The sequence below is a fragment of the Nostoc sp. 'Peltigera membranacea cyanobiont' 210A genome, assembly GCF_002246015.1.
GTDB lineage: Bacteria > Cyanobacteriota > Cyanobacteriia > Cyanobacteriales > Nostocaceae > Nostoc.
This window is the reverse complement of the sequence record NZ_NOLJ01000005.1, coordinates 338,426-355,802: the sequence shown is the minus strand read 5'-3', so window position 1 is coordinate 355,802 and position 17,377 is coordinate 338,426. Positions and strand designations below refer to the sequence as shown.

The 17,377-nt window shown below is 41.2% G+C and carries 14 protein-coding genes; 4 read left to right on the top strand and 10 right to left on the bottom strand.

Annotation, left to right across the window (positions count from 1 at the left end; genetic code table 11):
• Window positions 1-711: 711 nt before the first annotated feature.
• Window positions 712-1,131: a hypothetical protein gene (locus CDG76_RS17665; protein WP_094350265.1), complete on the bottom strand. Its 420-nt coding sequence runs from the start codon at window positions 1,129-1,131 to the stop codon at window positions 712-714.
• 316 nt (window positions 1,132-1,447) lie between these two features.
• On the opposite strand from CDG76_RS17665, the gene CDG76_RS37405 reads away from it, so the two are divergent.
• A complete protein-coding gene (locus CDG76_RS37405) occupies window positions 1,448-1,618 on the top strand; it encodes a hypothetical protein (RefSeq protein ID WP_190240883.1) in 171 nt (56 codons plus the stop codon).
• A gap of 65 nt (window positions 1,619-1,683) precedes the next feature.
• Here the strand turns inward: CDG76_RS37405 and CDG76_RS17660 are convergent, their stop codons facing one another.
• On the bottom strand, window positions 1,684-2,493 hold the full coding sequence (locus tag CDG76_RS17660) for a hypothetical protein (protein WP_143854110.1): 810 nt from the start codon (window positions 2,491-2,493) through the stop codon (window positions 1,684-1,686).
• A gap of 168 nt (window positions 2,494-2,661) precedes the next feature.
• Here CDG76_RS17660 and CDG76_RS37400 point away from each other — a divergent pair, with 168 nt between their 5' ends.
• On the top strand, window positions 2,662-2,823 hold the full coding sequence (locus tag CDG76_RS37400) for a hypothetical protein (RefSeq protein WP_190240882.1): 162 nt from the start codon (window positions 2,662-2,664) through the stop codon (window positions 2,821-2,823).
• A gap of 166 nt (window positions 2,824-2,989) precedes the next feature.
• Window positions 2,990-4,093 (top strand): mevalonate kinase family protein, encoded by a 1,104-nt coding sequence (locus CDG76_RS17655; protein ID WP_094350263.1) that lies wholly within the window; start codon window positions 2,990-2,992, stop codon window positions 4,091-4,093.
• Between the two features lie 295 nt (window positions 4,094-4,388).
• Here CDG76_RS17655 and CDG76_RS17645 read toward each other — a convergent pair whose 3' ends face one another.
• The 4 genes from CDG76_RS17645 to CDG76_RS17635 form a co-directional block, all read right to left on the bottom strand.
• Entirely contained in the window at window positions 4,389-4,589 is a 201-nt protein-coding gene (locus tag CDG76_RS17645; RefSeq protein WP_094350262.1) for a hypothetical protein, read from the bottom strand.
• A gap of 134 nt (window positions 4,590-4,723) precedes the next feature.
• Window positions 4,724-5,044 (bottom strand): quaternary ammonium compound efflux SMR transporter SugE, encoded by a 321-nt coding sequence (gene sugE, locus CDG76_RS17640; RefSeq protein ID WP_094350261.1) that lies wholly within the window; start codon window positions 5,042-5,044, stop codon window positions 4,724-4,726.
• Window positions 5,045-5,313: 269 nt separating this feature from the next.
• Window positions 5,314-5,466, bottom strand: a complete 153-nt coding sequence (locus tag CDG76_RS37395) for a hypothetical protein (protein ID WP_190240881.1) — start codon at window positions 5,464-5,466, stop codon at window positions 5,314-5,316.
• A gap of 39 nt (window positions 5,467-5,505) precedes the next feature.
• Window positions 5,506-6,495, bottom strand: a complete 990-nt coding sequence (locus tag CDG76_RS17635; protein WP_190240902.1) for a DUF1350 family protein — start codon at window positions 6,493-6,495, stop codon at window positions 5,506-5,508.
• A 327-nt stretch (window positions 6,496-6,822) separates the two neighbouring features.
• Between CDG76_RS17635 and CDG76_RS17630 the strand changes: the two genes are divergently transcribed.
• Window positions 6,823-8,070, top strand: a complete 1,248-nt coding sequence (locus CDG76_RS17630) for an ISL3 family transposase (protein WP_442946355.1) — start codon at window positions 6,823-6,825, stop codon at window positions 8,068-8,070.
• A gap of 30 nt (window positions 8,071-8,100) precedes the next feature.
• On the opposite strand, the gene CDG76_RS17625 is transcribed toward CDG76_RS17630, so the two are convergent.
• From CDG76_RS17625 to CDG76_RS17610, 4 genes are all read right to left on the bottom strand, one after another.
• Window positions 8,101-10,980: an isopeptide-forming domain-containing fimbrial protein gene (locus tag CDG76_RS17625; protein ID WP_223265266.1), complete on the bottom strand. Its 2,880-nt coding sequence runs from the start codon at window positions 10,978-10,980 to the stop codon at window positions 8,101-8,103.
• A gap of 200 nt (window positions 10,981-11,180) precedes the next feature.
• On the bottom strand, window positions 11,181-15,065 hold the full coding sequence (locus tag CDG76_RS17620) for an Ig-like domain-containing protein (RefSeq protein WP_094350258.1): 3,885 nt from the start codon (window positions 15,063-15,065) through the stop codon (window positions 11,181-11,183).
• The gene (locus CDG76_RS17615) at window positions 15,062-16,603 is read right to left on the bottom strand and encodes a DUF11 domain-containing protein (protein ID WP_094350257.1); all 1,542 of its coding nucleotides are present in this window, start codon (window positions 16,601-16,603) and stop codon (window positions 15,062-15,064) included. Before CDG76_RS17615 ends, CDG76_RS17620 begins: the two co-directional genes overlap by 4 nt.
• Before the next feature lie 173 nt (window positions 16,604-16,776).
• Window positions 16,777-17,340 carry a DUF11 domain-containing protein gene (locus tag CDG76_RS17610; RefSeq protein ID WP_094350256.1) on the bottom strand — a complete coding sequence of 188 codons (564 nt, stop codon included), beginning with the start codon at window positions 17,338-17,340 and terminating at the stop codon, window positions 16,777-16,779.
• Window positions 17,341-17,377: the final 37 nt, after the last annotated feature.

Here is a 17,377-nt window from a genome sequence, read left to right as displayed (position 1 = left end):
GGGCAGGGGAGCAGGGGGAGCAGAGGAGAAGTTGCAGTAAGTTTTCCCCTCTGCCCCTCCGCCAGGGCAAACGCATCTTATTTACTAATAAAAACTAAGGAAGCATTTCAAAATGACAATGGGGTCTAGCTTCTGGTGCATTCTACTTTTATCTATGCTCATCAATATTTAGATGCGTTTGCCCTGTACTACAGGTCGCTTGAATATTTAAACTTAACCCTGTTTTCTCCCTTTGAGAGAATGCGATAACCAAAAGAGGTGTGATATAATGTCCGCTTGATTGCTTACTAAACCCGAAGAACCCCACCCCCGCCAAAGCTACGCTTTGTCTCCCCTCCCCGCAAGCGGGGAGGGGATTAAGGGGTGGGGTGCAATGACTGTGGTTAGCATAACTAATTATGCGGACATGATATGAAGCTTTGTTTTCCAGTTTTTGTCTATAAATTTTAGTTTCTATTAGAAAATAAAGCTTTAAGTCTTGGTGAAATCAAAGTTTTAGACTTTGGCTTCGATTATTGTTTTTCAAGAGTGATAAAACAGGGCTAAGTACACCAACCACATTACAGACGGCATACGCAACTTTGGCTATTTAAGCGGGTCGTGTCTCCAATCTTTTAAAGAGTACCGCAAGGCACTATGTTCGCTCTGCGCCTGAAGGTTTTTATTGATAATTCGTGCTGGGTGACTAAATGACGAGTTATCAATGACAGATTATCTTCTTCTGGGTCTTTTATCTAATAAATGAACCGCAGCACCAGCCGCAGCACCATTGACACCATTTTTCCAGGTAGTTCCACAACCACCAGAAATTGCACCTGCCAATACACCAGCACCAGCACCTACACCGATATCTTGAACAGGTAAACGTCCGTTTCTTCTTCTGGCTCTGGTGCGTCTTGCACCATTGGCAGCATTAACAGCAGCACCAGCAGCAGCACCTTTAAAAGCATTGTCTAATACGGAACCACAATTTGTTACAACCCCACTTAATACACCTGCCCCGGCTCCAATGGCTGCATTATTAATAACTCGGTCATCAGCAGAAGCAGGTTGAACCGGGATTAAGCCAGTACCAGCTAAAGTAGCAGCCATCAATCCAGGTAGGAATGCGCGTTTTAGCATATTTTGCATGGTAGTAACCTCTAAAAATCTTATGATTGGTGAACGACCAAATTTCAGTGCGATCGCTAATCCTCGTATTCCTGATTTTAGACAATAGCAATATTATTATCTAAAATAAGGATATTTGGATAATTACACTTACTAACAACGTAATTCTAGCCTAAAGCTTGTTGTATTTACTGAGTGGACAATAATTAAACTGACACATTAACTAAAAAACGGTAAACCAAAAAGTTTTTCCTCAAAGAGCGATCGCTTCGCTAGATGGAGGGTAGTCCATCGTTTCCAAATCGGTTCTCCCAAGACTGCCGAAAGCTTTGCTAACGTGAGCTATTGGAGTGATGAGTGGCGTATTGCTGGGAAATATTGGCGCGAAGATTCGCTGTTATTTGAAAAATTACGTCCTAGTGTGTTACTCAACCAAATTCAGGAGATGGAGCGGGAAAAACCGGCAGTGGGGGAGAGATTGCAGATGCTGGGGGTATTGAAATCATGATTTTGAGGCTGTGGAATTGCACACTCTTAACGCAACTGGCAAAGCAGTTCAGCTTAACGACACTACTAAACCCCCTGCAACTTACCTAGAGCTAATTTAGTTATAGCTTGTAGGGCATCTTCCATTGTTTTTAAATTTGAAATATTACCTTCATAATCAGCAATGGCTCGTGTGTACAGCCATACGAGGTCTTGCAACTTATGCTTAATGTCGATTGCTGACTTGATCAAGATAAAGTCGTAATAGCCTCTATCTACTCCTACTCCAATATCTACAAATAATTCTCCTGGTTTCAAAAAGTCAATAAGAATAGGACATCGGCCGCTGTTTAAGACATGAAGAAGATCCGTTTTCCGTTCAAATGGAATGCAAAACAAACTTATTTCAGATGAAGCATCCCCAAGCGTGGTCTTTTGAAGTGAGATTAACTGCTCAAATGAGTTAATTTGGAATAAGCCCGCCTCATATTTATGTCTACTTTCCCAATCCAATGGAGGTAGACTAGTACAGGCTCTAGCGCGAACAAAGCCTTTATCAACTGCTAAACCAGGTTCTTCTGCTTCAATTTCATATACCCATTTGACAAAATCAAAATCCAGCCCTGTTAATTGTTTGGCCAAATCACGATAATAGTTTGGAATGGCGTAACAAGGCTTTTCTTCACATAGCTGCCAAACAAACCCAAGATAGACAGCCATTTCCTCCATATTATTATTATTGACGTTAAACTTGCTATATGGGGTTGGCGTTGTAGTCCATTCTTGAAAAAGCCCTGGCCAATTTTTGGTTACAATTGAGCGGTCGTGAGCTACATAAAGATATGTATGTAAGCCTTGGTCAACACTCATCCCAAACTGAAATTGAGTTTTCATCATTTGTACTCAGCATAAGAGCAAATTTGTTGTACCTCTTGTACTGGCAAGATTAATTGCGAGTGTTTATATCTAACTAATTTATTATTACCAACTAAAAATATTGTTGTCCCCGGTTTATGCATAGCAAATACGGTTATGTAATATTATTCACCTCAAGTTTCGTACTTTATGCAAAAAAGGAATAATCTTGAAGTTTGGCATTACAAAGTTTACAAGTCAGTAGAAGGCAACCTATTACAGACAGTATCCGCGATTTTGAGTTTCTTCCTTGGTGGCACACAGAACATAGTTGCTGGTGATGGGGTGCTGAGTAAGGAAATCTGGGGATAGAACAGCAATCGCTAGACGGAGCATAGTCATCGCCTCCCCAATGGATTTTCACTCACGAGTGATTGCCGAAAGCGCTGCTGATGTGGGCTATTGCAGTGATGAATGGTATGTTGTTTATTCAAGTTAATCAGAATAATATACCTCGATTAAGAACAGGAAACTTCAAATGAGAATTTTTGTTCCAGGCCGTCTTTGTTTGTTCGGAGAACACAGCGATTGGGCAGGAGAATATCGCAGTGTTAATCCTCTTATCGAAAAGGGATACACCTTAATTGTTGGTACTAATCAAGGAATTTATGCCTCGGTCAAACCTAATTCTACTGAATTAATTATTCGTACTTCTCTCAATGATGGCAGGAGTTATGAACCGTTGAGATTACCTATGGAATCTAATACCCTGAAACGCATAGCGGCAAAGGGTGGTTTTTTTAGTTATGCTGCTGGTACAGCTTATCAATTTCTGACTCACTATGGTGTTGGCGGACTTGAGGTTGATAATTATCTAACCGACTTACCTATCCAAAAGGGATTATCTTCGAGTGCTGCCTTTTGCGTTCTCATTGCTCGGTCTTTTAATCGTCTGTATGACTTGAAGATGACAATTCGTTCAGAAATGGAGTTTGCCTATCTGGGAGAAAGAACCACTCCTAGCCTTTGTGGTCGTATGGATCAGGCTTGTGCTTATGGAAATCGCCCAATATTGATGATATTTGATGGTGAAAAAATCGACCTACTCGAATTGAAAGTGAGTGAGGATTTGTTTTATGTGATTGTCGATCTCGGCGGTAGCAAAAACACACAAGAAATACTAAGACGATTGAATCAGTGTTATCCTTTGGCTACTAATTCAATAGAGCAAAATGTCCAAAAATATTTTGGTTCTATTAGCTCTGAAATTACCCAGGCAGCAGTTGAAGCAATACAACTCGGAGATGCCCAACTTCTTGGAGCTTTAATGACAAAAGCCCAAGCGGAATTTGATCGTCATGTAGTTCCGGCTTGTCCCGATCAATTAACTGCAAAAAAGCTACATCTGCTTCTCCATCACGAGCCACTTAAGCCTTATATCTTTGGAGGAAAAGGCGTAGGTTCTCAGGGGGATGGCACTGCACAACTGATCGTTAAAAATCAAGAGAGTCAAAGAAAAGCTATCGAAATTATTAAGCGTGATTTTCCTCAAATGCAAGCGTTACAGTTAAGTATTTCAAGACTACCAACTCCTATGATTGACTTAGCTGAGGACGAAAAGCAGTATGGGGATGTTTGTTAAAATACCACCAGTCCGCTAAATTAAATGAGACATATAGCTTATGATTACTCAAATGATGGTTCACCCCTGATTCTAGGTAGATTCTGGAATCAAAATCAGTAAATTTAGGGACATAAATTTGTTTAAATTTCCTGAATAATTACAGTCTCTACTCAAAGAATTGTCTGAGAAAAAGAAAGCTGGATTGCTAACCACAGAAGAAGATGCTGAATTGGCACGCATATTGTAACTGGATAGAATTTTTACCTTGCTTAATGCCAAAATCATTTCTGAATCATGACAGTTAATGATGGGACTAAAAAATTAGTTTGATTTGCAATTCCTGTAACTGTAGAAATGCGATCGCTCCTAATGTGGGGCACATAGTCCATCGCCTCCCCAATCGATTGTCCGTTTGATTGGCAAAAGCCTTGCTGACGTGGGCTATTGCAGTGGTGTGTTGTGGTAAATCTGGTGCGAAGATTCGGTTTGGGAGTTTTTGTGCTACAAAAACCACTGTTGAGGGCAAGCTTAAAGAATTAATTTTAATGGTAATAAATCACGAGAGAATAGTGTTTCGCGATATGTGCATAGTAAATGATAGCTCTACCAGAAAGATAACAGGAAAAGTTAGGCTTCTGTTTGGCAGGATTAATGACTTGATACTAATCTGAGTCCCAGTACACCTGCCAAAATCAAGCCAATGCAAATAAAACGCTTTACAGAAGCAGGTTCACCAAATAAAAATACTCCTAATAAAGCCGTACCCATTGCTCCTATCCCAGTCCAAACGGCGTAAGCAGTACTTACTGGTAATGTGCGTAGTGCTATCGATAAAAAGAAAAAACTCAATATCATACAAACAACTGTGGGAATACTGAAAGCCAGCTTAGTAAAGCCTTGTGAATATTTCAGACCAATTGCCCATGCAATCTCTAACAACCCTGCAACCAACAAATACACCCACGCCATTATTTATTCTCCTGCACATTGTAGAAATTAAAACTTTTATTTTTTAACGATTTTTCTTATATTAAATATGAAGAAATATTGCGATATGGCTTTGAGGTATTGCGGCTCCACTAAGACAGCCAGTATATAACTATCAATTAGTTAAATCCTGGCTCATTGTAAATTATGAATCCTCTGCTCGTTGTCGCTCAATAGGTAGAGCTTCTAAAGTAGAAAAAGGTAACATAGTTGCTTAAGGCATAGCCTCTAAGCTAGTAATTGCTGCTCATTCAAGCGAGGAAAAGAGAGCGATGCCGAAGGCGGCAAGCATCGAGTGCCGCCTTCGGCATCGCTGAACGCCTTGTTAGGTATCGAGCCGCAGGATGTGGAAAAGTCAGGTCGTAGACATCGCTCCCCCAATTCTTAGAGGAAATCCTCTGCACCTATGCCTCTTGTGCCCAATGCCCCATGCCCAATGCCCATTATCTTGATTTTTCTTTCAGTTCTTCAAGCAATTGAATTACATTATGCTCAAATGCTTTGTTTCGCTCTTGAACTGATTCAATAAACGGTTTATCAAAAAGATTAACGACATATTTAGCTAGCTGAATACCTAGAGGTCTTAAATGTCCACCTGCTACAGTTTTCCGAAAATCTTGAGGTGGCTTTTGCAGAGTATTAGTAAACCATTCACAGGTTGATTTAGCAATATTGTCTGATTTGAAACAGATTAAACCCATGATATTAAATAGCCCACTATCCTTGATTAAATGCTGGGTTTCTTCAACAGTTGGTTTCACACCCCAACCAAGATTATCGATGATATCCGCTAAAAATTGAGGACGAATTGCACTCCCTGTGTCAGCAATAGCAGGTGCTAATAGGATAGAAACCTGTCCTTTAATGAAGACGCTGTTAATTTTGATATTCTTATGCACATAAGTGTAAATTAGTTTTTTAACCTCAGCCGTTTTTCGCGTTAATTCATCAAAGAGAATGTTAATGTCTGCAATAACACTTTCTATCTGTGATTCATCGGAAGTTTTAGATAGTAGCTTCCGAATAAACTGCTCTCTCTCTTGAGGCTCTGGAGGTAAAGCAGTAAATCCTTCTAACAGTGAGATATATTTACAGCCAAGGCTATGTCCAATCCAAGAAAAGTTCTTATCATCTAGATAGGCTTCATAATCATATCCTGCAACACTTGCCATTTTCACAAGCTCTGGCAGAATTTCATACTGTTCTCTCATGAGAAAACCAGCTTCTACATAATGGTTAAAAGTAAAATTAAATGGCAAAAGAATAATTGTATATCCCTGCTCAAATAAAGATTGAAGCAGATAACGATAAAAAAGCATAGGACCAAATGTACCAAAGAAAGCCCCAGCAATAAATTGAATTACCCCTTTAGGCTTTGGATGTAAAGCAACCCAACTGTGAGAAACTGGTTTAAATCTCAGTTTTAGATTCATATTTACCATGATTTATTTGTAGGTATATGCTGAATCTCCAAACTGAAGTTATTGCTTTTCGGATTATTCAAAAGATATTTTTACAAAACTGCGATCGCCTCGTTACTATACAGGCGGAACTCTCTTAATGGCGTTAACTCTACTAGTTAGCGGTGGTTAAAACTATGGTTCTTCAGTACTTACTATGCTAAATTATTAGCTGCGAAGGTTAAAAAGTATAAAGAATTGCATAAAATATTTAGTAAAACTTTTGACATAATTGACTTAGGACGCAGATTCATTATTAACTGTAAGTACTAGAAAAGTATTTTTTGTCTATTTACAGTTATGAACAGGAAACAAAATATTAAAATACTAACAGAGCTTCTAGATTTAAAAGATGTGAAAGTTATATCACATCGCCTTCATGTCGGGATAGGAATGATTTTACAAATAGAATCAATAAAATCATACAGTACTTGTCCTCGCTGTGGTACAAAAAGCCATAGATTACATCAAAATCATCGATACATTGTTAAAGATTTACCTTTCGGTGAGAAACCAGTATTTTTAGAAATAAATAGAAGACAATTCAAATGCGAAGAATGTAAAAAACCCTTTAGTGAGAATTTAGATTTCGTGAGCCAGAAAAGAACTTATACAAAACGGCTGGCACACAAGATAATACAAGAGGTAGTAGAAAACGATATCCACAGTGTAGCTGATCAAGGGATAGTGACAACAGAAGAAATAGAAAGAATGTTAAAAGACGCTTCGCTTGAATTATCTGATGACAAACCTTCTCTGATAAAAAGACTTGGAATCGATGAGATAGCTCTGGTTAAGGGCAAGGGTAATTACTGCGCCGTACTAATAGATTTAGATACATCTAAGCTAGTAACTATTTTAAATGGGCGCACGCAAGAAGTAGTGAAGGAAACCCTTTTAGAATGGGGATATGAGGTCTTAGAACAAATTGAGGAAGTGAGTATAGATTTGTGGGTTGGTTATAAAAACGTTGTCACAGAATTAATGCCCAATGCTCAAGTAGTAGCAGATAGATTTCATGTAATGACACAGATTAATAAAGAATTAGATACACAGAGAAAACGAGAGAAACGGAGTCTAGAAGAATTAATTAAAAAAGCGCAATTATCAGCACAAAAAGCTGAATATGAAAAACTTTTATCGGGATTAAAAAATAGTAAGTACGTTTTACTTAAAAATGAGTCAGACTTAAATGAAGAGCAAATAAATAAACTTTCTGAAGTCAAGAATGTATCTCCTGTCTTAAAAGAAATGCATGAATTAAAAGAAAAATTTAGAAAGATTTTTAATAAGACAGATAATTGGTATCCGGGAGTTTTTAAACTCGGTATGTGGTTATCGAAAGCTAAAAAATATTTTCCCAAGAGTAACAATACTATTATCCGTTGGTTTGATGAGATAATTGCTTACTTTGATAATGGGACAAGTAGTGGTGCTGTGGAAGGTATTAATAACAAGATCAAGTTGATTAAACGTTCCGGTTATGGATTTAGAAACTTTGACAATTTCCGAGTTAGATGCTTATTGAATTGGCATTTTAACTATTAGTTAAGCATACTATGTACTGAAGAACCAAAACTATTTCACCTTAGCGCGGAAGCGGACAAAACCATAAGAATTAGCTGGTGTGCCAGATCCAGTGGCTGCGGGTAGATTAGGAAAACTTGGGACTGTAATATTGACCACTACTGCCCCATTGGTGTTAGTACCGCAGTATGATGGTGTGCCTGAGTCATTAGCTGTATAAAAATACCCGCGATCGCTATCTCCGACATTCGTCAGATAAAGCGTAGGTGTATTAGAACCAATAGCTAGAGCAATTCCTCGATCTGCTCCTGGTAAGCCACCATCATTAGGAGTCATACCATTAAAAGCAGTAGGAATCAAACTAACATTAGTCGGAACTAAGTCGCAAAATTTCACATTAGTTGCATTACCAAGACCATTGGAAAGAAAATATATCGTGTATTCTAATTCATCTCCCGGTTTGACAGTGCCAGCATTAATTAATCCTCGCAAGTAACCAACAGGCCATTTAGGATCGCTATCATCAGTAGCATAAGGTTCTGGTACATAGTTGCTGGCATTAGTAGCAACGTCACTGCGACCATCCACAATATCAGTTAAATCTTGGTTATTAAGGCGAGTAATGCGTTTAATTAATAGCAATTTAGGGTTAGAACTAATAATATTTAATACTGTAAATAAAGTGGGATCATCATCTGCTGTGCTGGCAGGATTATTACCAGTATTTACACCATTATCAGTAATTTGCAAGAACGAATTACCAAGAGTAGGTGGATTATTAGTAGCACCAGCAGAGTCTGCATCTGTCAACACCGTGCCAACAGTTCCTGTAGGATTATCAGGTGTGTTAAAAGTCGCATTTGCTTGGTTACTAATTGGATTACCGCCATTGGCATTATTAATCGTGGCAGTAATTTTAATGGTAATCGTATCACCTACACGCAGAGTTCCAGAATTTGTCACAGCAACAACACCAGCGCCGTTGTAACTGGGATTAATTGTGATATTATTTCCTGAAGTTGCAGTAGTAATTGCCGCACTGACAAAGGTTAACTGTGAAGGCAATAAGTCGTTAATAGCAAAGTTAATTGCATCGCTATTACCTGGATTCAGGTTGGAGTAAGTGATAGTATATTCGATGCGATCGCCTACAGTCACTGTTCCACTACTATCATTGTCTGCGAGGAAGCGAACAGATTTATTTCCTATGACATTTGCTTGAGTGTTAGTAGTAATTACCAAGGGAGTATTGATTGCTTCACTTGGGAAATATGTCCAAGTATCTATACCCTTATAGTCACCATAGCTGCTACTAAATTCATGTTCTCCTAATGCACTATTGATCCCTCTAGCAGCATTACGCGGGTTAGTAGCTCCCGTACCATCTAAGTTAATCGCCGTGCCGTTAGCAGAAGTATAGTTGTTGTCGTTGTAATAAACAGTCGTCGATCCAATCTGCTGTCCATTTTGATCTACAAGGTTAGGAAAAAGAGCCGGAGGGTTTTCCATTGTGATTTTAAACCCCAGCGGATTATTTTCGGCATCCAACATGGGAAAGTGATATTCACCCGACCGTGTTGTGATTATGGCATTGTATGGTAAGTTTCCTGGTCGAGGTAGGAGATTTACCCCATTTGCATCCTTTCCATTCCAAAGCACCACATTTGAGCCGAGAGATAGCACATTTTGTAGTACTCTATCGCTACTAGGGTCATAAATACCGTCAGCGTTGGTGTCAATAATTATTTGATAGCTACCACTGGAACTGGCATTGAAGCTAAAATTGCCTCCCACCCCCACAGAAGTTTGATTCCCACTACCTCCATTACCCCCAGTAAATTTGAACGAAGTCGGTACTATCGGAATATTCGCTGCAATAGGAATACTCAAAGCATTGAGAGTTGCGGTGTCTGGCCGATTGAAGAAAACTAAGTGGGTAATGTCTGTTATAGTATCAGTAACATTCGGACTTTGTACTTTTACATTGCCATAAAAGTTAAGTGTGCTGTTTGCATCTGGCGGGGAATTGATAGAGTGATAAAGTGTAGAACCGTTACTGTCAATATATCCCCGGCTATTAGCAAAAAAGATAAACCCAAAAGGATCGACTCCATTCATATCAGTTTCGTAACGATACCCATCTTTAGTTTGAATATAAAGCTTAGAGCTGAGTCCTAAACCAGCAGGAGCGCCATTTTGCCCAGCATTTCCTCCCATATTCATAGCGATATAGTTGGTAAATACTCGTCCTTTTTTAACACCGTTACTATCTCGAACTGTAATATCCCAAGCAGCTACCCCTGAACGTTGAGTATTACCTGTAGGAAATGCTGCCGTTGCAGCTGTTGGCGGCGGATTGCTTGCACCAGATGTATCTGGAGAATGAAATTCAACTTCGTAAATACCTGTTTCTGTAGCGACGAAATCACAAGGGGTATAGCCACCACTATTAGGTAAAGGGCCAGCCGTTTCTTTGGCAACGCTGTTAATCCAACCATAACCAGTATTCAGAACATCACAAGAGCCATTTTGGGTACCAAAAGGACTGCGGTAAACAATATCTTGTGGGTTCGAGAAACTAGTATGCACGCTAGAGCCAAGATTAACTGTTTCTCCTTGTTGAACATAAACTTTGAGTATGGTTTTCCGAACAATACCTGCCAGTGCTAAATCTGACCACTCAACGTAGGGTCTATATCCACCATCAGAAACTAGCTCTCTGCTGCCTTCAGCCCAGCTAGGTTGGATACTAGTTCCGAAAATACATAAAAAAAAGCCCAGGCTACTTAGCCATAGTTTTTGACGACTAATTGTTAATGGCTTTTCCATAGTTTTTTTTACTGGGTTGTCCGCAGTCAGAGAAAATTTATCATTTTCATCAATATTTACTGTGGCGATCGCTCTGAATTTCTTAAATAAATATTTCATCATTTAGTTCCAATAAAAATACATAATATGTAAGTAATGATATTGAGTTTATAAATATACAAATACCAGAACGAAAATTGAAACGTTTTTGCACTAGATTACAAAGCGAATAATAAAATCGTTACGACAATAGTATTCCCATGAGGAAAGGTTAAATTCGTATATAGAGGTTGCAATGAACATCTCTACATCAAATAACCCTTTTATATTTCACGCCTTTGCATCCCCCTCATTGCAGCCTTGAGTTTACCCACCAAAGTTTTCATCGCCGATTCCTGTGGCTGGCGCGCTACAGGTTTTTGTTGTCCAAAGCCGTCAAACAATTCGTTGAGCTTAACCGTAAAGCCCAAATACGCGCCTCCCGCAGAACGTGTTCCTGAGAAATCTCGGTCATCAACTTTACCAAAGACATAACCAGCCGAAACGCGGAGGTTAGGTGTGAGGTAGTAGCCTGTTTCAACAACAAAGCCTGTCTCACTGTAGCTAGACTGACTAATTACACGAGCCTCACCCACCAAATCCCAGCTATATCCCAAACGATAGGTAGCGCGTACTTGGGCCAGATTTACTGTGCTAGTACCAGCTAAATCGTTAGCTAAATAAGAGGTGCTGTTACGCAAAGCATACTTACCGTAGAATTCCCATTGCCAATTAGGAGCGTAAATCGCTTCTAAAGCAAAGGTATGGTCTTGGGAACCCGTACCACTTCCTAACAGGATAGTCTCAGGAATCGTTGACGGATTTTGACGATATTCATAACGCAATAAAGCATTAAATTTATCGCTATTGGGGTCGCGGTAGGCTAAACCCAACTTGAGGTTAGCAGTATCTCCCAATCCTGAAAGCTTTTGATTGGAAGAACCAGCTTGTTGATAACGTACTAAAGCTGTGAGAGCCGGAGAAATTTTACCCGCAGCACCTGCGGTAATTACTGTATTACTACCACCAGAAGAAGAACGATGTTCATAACGGGCGCTAGCTTGAAACTGCGGATTATCACTGTATTCCAGCCCTATACTGTAGCTATCGCCACCATCAAACCCGATCGCAGATGCTGCTTGACCAAACGCGTAGGGTTGGGCATATTGTTGACCTGCCGCCGTGCGTCCAAAGAAGTTGCCAAATACGTGTTCGTAAGCAACGTTCAGCCGCAATCCCGAAGCAATAGTCCAACGGTTATTTATACCAATTGCACCTTGGGTAGTCATTTCGTTAGCACCACCCAAAATTGAGTAGCGACCGGTCAAGGTAGTATCCGAACCGAGTTTGTGTTCGCCGTTGACACTCAAGCTAGTGATGGAATTACCCGAATATTGACCACTACTGTAATACTGTTGGGCCAAACTAACGCTGACACCAGGAATTACCGCCCAATTCAACCCCAAAATGGTACGGTCTGGGTAAACAGTATCTTTTTGGGAAGATAAGCTGAGTTCATTTTGGGCTTGGAAGGTCAGGTTTTTAGCTAGAGGAACTGAAAAACGCGATCGCAATTGATCGGAATTACTACTCAAGCTACTGTCGGGGATACGGTCTTCCCGACGACGATGAATCCAATCCACATCCAGAGTAGCTTTACCCAAACGTTGTTGAATCCCAGCGGAAATCGTCGTCAGTGAATTATCAACTTTGCTCCCAGGTATCGCCTCATAACGCGGTGCAAATAGTTCTTCAAAGGTGTCTAGGGGTTGGGGAGCAATCCCAAAATTGTCTTCGTGGTCGTATTGCGCTCTGACGTTGGTAGTTGAGGTGAGTTTAGCTGTAACCTGCGCTCCATAACGGGTTTGTCCTGGGACAAAGCTGATAGTAGCATTATTGGCAAAACCCGTATCAGCAAAGCGATAATAGGCACGACCTTGAATCCCATTAGCAATCTTTCCTTCAGCTTCTAAACGGTAGGCATCACCTCTAACTTTTCCCACAACATCAGAATCATTAGCGGAATGGGCATATTCTGCGATTAACTTACCGTTGTCACCCAAAGCAATCAGCGCATCTGCGCCGTAGAGTTGAAAGTCGCGCACCCCGTGATTTTCTTGAACATAAGTTGCTCCTATCCAACTTTCTTGGTTGAGTTTGCGGGAAAGATTATATTGCAAACGACCAGCATAGATGCTCCCGTCAGAGTCTTCGCTGTCATATTGATAGCTAACAACAATCCGACGTACCAATACTTGTCCGGTTCGATCGATATCGGTGCGAAGAATCGGTTCGCGGAATAATAAAGTACCGCGATCGTAGTCGATTTCGTAGTCTGGGCCTCGGTTAAGTTGTTTGCGTTCTAATACAGTTCCAGGACGATTGAGTTCTTCTAACTCGATAAAGACATTTTCACTACCTGCTTGTAATAGTCTGCGAGAGAGGAAGTAATAACCACTAGTACCATCGGGAGCAATAGTATCCCGTTGAAATCCTTCTAAGTGGTCGCCATAGAAACCTGTAATTTGTAGGTTTCCTAAGTTGTAGTTAGCCTTAAAACCGTGGAGTTGACGGGTGATAGAAGTAAATTGCTGCGATCGCCGCGCAAATTCTTCTGTGTTATAGTCACCCCACATCGCATAATCAGGATCGGAGCCAGGGGTACGGGCTGAACGCTCAAAACGCAGAAATACACTGTCAATGGAAGGAGCAACTACATCAACTTTCGAGCTATCGCCGTAGACAGGATAGTTTTGCTCGCTGAATTGGTAAGTTCTAAACAGGCGATTATCGCAGTTGCAATCTTCATTGAGACTACGAGAACTGTTATATGCCCCTGTAAATAACCATTCCCCGATCGCACCAGTGGCAAATATCGCTGAATGGAAATCTAATTGGGTTCCGTTGTTTTTGTCAGGAGGGAGGAAATCACGGAAACTGCCGTAATAATTTGTACCTCTAGCGCCCAAACGTAAATCTATTACTCCAGTAACTAAACTCGGACGCAGTGCGGTTTCAAATTGTAGTTGGGTGAAGGCTTCTAAATCATTTGCGATCGCGCGAATTGTGACAGTTTCAGCCTTCAGTTGCGATCGCAATGTAGCTGTAAATTGCCCCGCTTTCGCCTCCACTTGAAATCCTGGTTCATCAGGTTTGAAGTCTTTCCCGACCAATTCCCCAGCAGTGGGTATGAGGGTGACAACAGCATCACGATTCGAGCGATTGCCACTTGCATCGATGAGTTGACCCAGGATTGTCGCGGTAGAACGTCCATCCGCCGGGATACGAGACTCAACTGTTTCTACAGTTAATTGCTGCGGCGCTCCCCGGACTGCAACTTGCACTGTTACAGGGGGTTCTGTTCCTCCAAGAACCTGTGCAGAGATGGTGTTTGCACCTTCTTTTAACGAGACACCATACCATGTCTGCGTTACCAAGTTGGTGGTAGCATCAGTTTCTGTCCGTCCCACTAAAGAAGGGTCTACCAACGCGCCATTTACCCGCAATTCCACTTGACTACCAGCGGGAAACTGCACAATCACCGTGCTAGCTTGTACATCTACAACACTGTCAGCCGTTGGAGTCAGGATTTTAATTGCTGTAGAGATAGGGACAGTGGGGGACACGGGAAGATTTTCATTTACCCCTTGTCCCTTTGTCCCCGCGTCGTCTACTCCTGCAATTTTGCGTAATCCTCTAGGCAAACCGACAGAAGTGGCTGGCTGAAATGGTTGTATTTCTGTTGGAGAAGCATGAAACAGGGTTTCAGTATCTTTGCGTTCGTCGTTCTTATCCTTTATTCCTGCTATTTTGTGTGAACCTCTGGGCAAATCAACAGAAGTTTCTGGTTGAAGCGGTTGTATTTCCGTTTCACTTAGCTGGACATCTGGAATTTCAGGAGCCGATGCTGAAGAAGTTGAGGCAAATTCGAGAGGTGGAGAATTCAAACCCTCTCCCATTCTAGGGGAGAGGTTTTCCAGATTCGGTGAAAAGTCAGGATCTTCGGCACTCTTTTCTGCTTGCGAATGGGAATCAGGGAAAAGGAGGTTTTCACTAGTGATTTCTGCTTTGACAATTGCAGGGTACAAAACAAGGCTGAGAGCTACTACTGGCATCGCCCCCATCAATCTCAGGTTAAATGTAGTTATACAGTGCAGTCTGGTTTTCATTTCTTGACTGGCTCCTGAAATGTGGGGGTGACAGCGAAGTTCATACGTACTAAGCCACCAGGCTCTAAATGCACCAAGCGAGATTGGCTATTTCGTTCGCGGAATTTTTCGTTATGAGCTAGGGCATAACCAGCTACACTGCTAAGGTCTAGTACACCTGTGTGGTATCCAGGTAAGGCATTAGCTAGAGAGAACAAACCATTAGGATCTGTAGTGATGCGGTTTCCATCCTCCAGAAAAATCACCGCATTGGGTACTCCAGGCTCACCACGCTGTTGTTCGCCGTCAAAGTTTTTATCAACAAACACCCGACCGATAATCGTGCCACAGTCAGAAACGATTCCTGGACGAATTTTCAATTGGTGCGTTGCTGGGCCATCCTTAGTACTAAAACGGTTATCAGTTCGTTGAGCATTAACGATCGCAGTGTTACGACCAGTACCACGCAGTGCATCAGCTGTTAGTTGAGCAGCGTAGGCAATATTCAAGACTTTCTCTGGGGAAATTGTTACGTCTGTGCGGAATGTGACTGTGTTACCATTTCGTTCTGAAGCGATCGCGACTAGTTGACCGTCCAACTCTCCCTGCACAGATTTCGGTAAAAACTGGAATCCTAAAGGTAGGTTGTCGGTGACAAATATATTACTCAAACCAGCATCAGCGAGATTTTTTACCGACAGGCGGTAGATTACCGTATCCCCAGGTTCAGCAGTAGCGCGATCGCCTGTTTTGATAATCTGTAACTGATTGGCTTGACACAAATTTGTGGTGAATTCAAAGGCTAATAAATCCAGTCCCACTGTTTCTGCATTGGGAACTAAAACAACTGTTTGCTCTAGTCTGGTTTCACCTGTAAGACTGATTGGTTGACCATCTAGAGAACTAGCGACATATCGCACAACACCATTACCTTGTGTGCCATTGTTAGCAAGGATTTCAATCTTGACCCGCCGCTGTTTATAGATAGAATTTGGTGGTGGATTAACTACAAAAATGTAGGTTCTACCTGGATCGGTTTGACCCTTATTCGGATCGAGTAGGAAATTGTAGACACCCGCAGGGTTATTCGTAACGAAGTAGGGATTACTATTCTCAGTATTCGGCGATTTACCACCAGGAACGTTGTTATTAGGGATATCTGGTAACTCTGTTCGAGTCAAAGCAACCAAGCTGCCCAATTCTATCCCCGTTGGATCGCTAGAGTTCGGTTCGTATACCCCAACTGAAAAACCTGTATAGTCAGGTAAGATTGTCCCAGCGCAACCTAAAATCCGTCCTAATGGATCGAGTAAGGGGATAGGACTAACATTGATTTGCTCAGAACTTCCTTGATATTGATAATTGCTAGCAGAATCTGTATAAGTATAAGTAGCTTGATTTATTAATGGCAAAGACGCAACCAGATTGTTAGTCTGTTGCGCGATCGCTGGCATAGATATACTAGTATGCAAAAAACTTCCCAGAAGAACAGTCGCTGTTAACCGTCGCCACCAGCTACCGCTAGAAGTAATTTGTTTTTGGTTTTGAGGATGGCTCATGTACCATACCTCCTCTGAAATGTCAAGCTTATTGTTAATAAAAGCACTTCTTTATTTGGGGAAATCCAGTTAAGCCAAAACTCTTTTAAAATCTCGTTTCCAGTGGAATCTGAAAATATTCTTGATTGCGGCTCTTTTTCGAGTTAGCAAGGCGGCGTGTCTTTGCGTCTTAATCAGCGGACTTGGGTTTGATAAGTTGCCTTGACTGTTGTCTTCGCTGCAAGTGATGGAATCTGCAAACGGATATGAGTGTAAGCCGTGGCTGGGGCTGCTTTTGTTTCCACTTTGCCGCCAGGAAGAGTAACTTTAACAGTGGGATTTTCGACGAAGCTACGCCCACCATCAATGCTGTAAATAACTTTGGCATTTTTGGCGACATTGGTAGAATTCAGCACGTAGACCATTCCTTTGGGAATAGGTTGATTAAAAGTCAAATTCTTCACTGGGCGATCGCTCTGATTTTCGCCACTCAAGGTATATCGCAATACATCTCCTGGTCGCACCACAACTTGACCTTTTAAAGGTTCCCATTTCTGGCTTTGCTTACCCTGTTGATCCTTTGCCACCACTTGCTTTTCTGCTTCTAAACGCAATTGAATTTGCCCTTGAGTTTTGATATTCTGAGCAACAGCACTTTCTAAATGCCATACATTTGCGATTCCCGGAATTTGACCGACAAATGGAACTGTAGCAATGAGAGCGAATGCTCCTAAACCTGCAAGAGAAACACGCTTCATATAAATAACCTCAAAAAACTTCCAGAATGTGAATTGT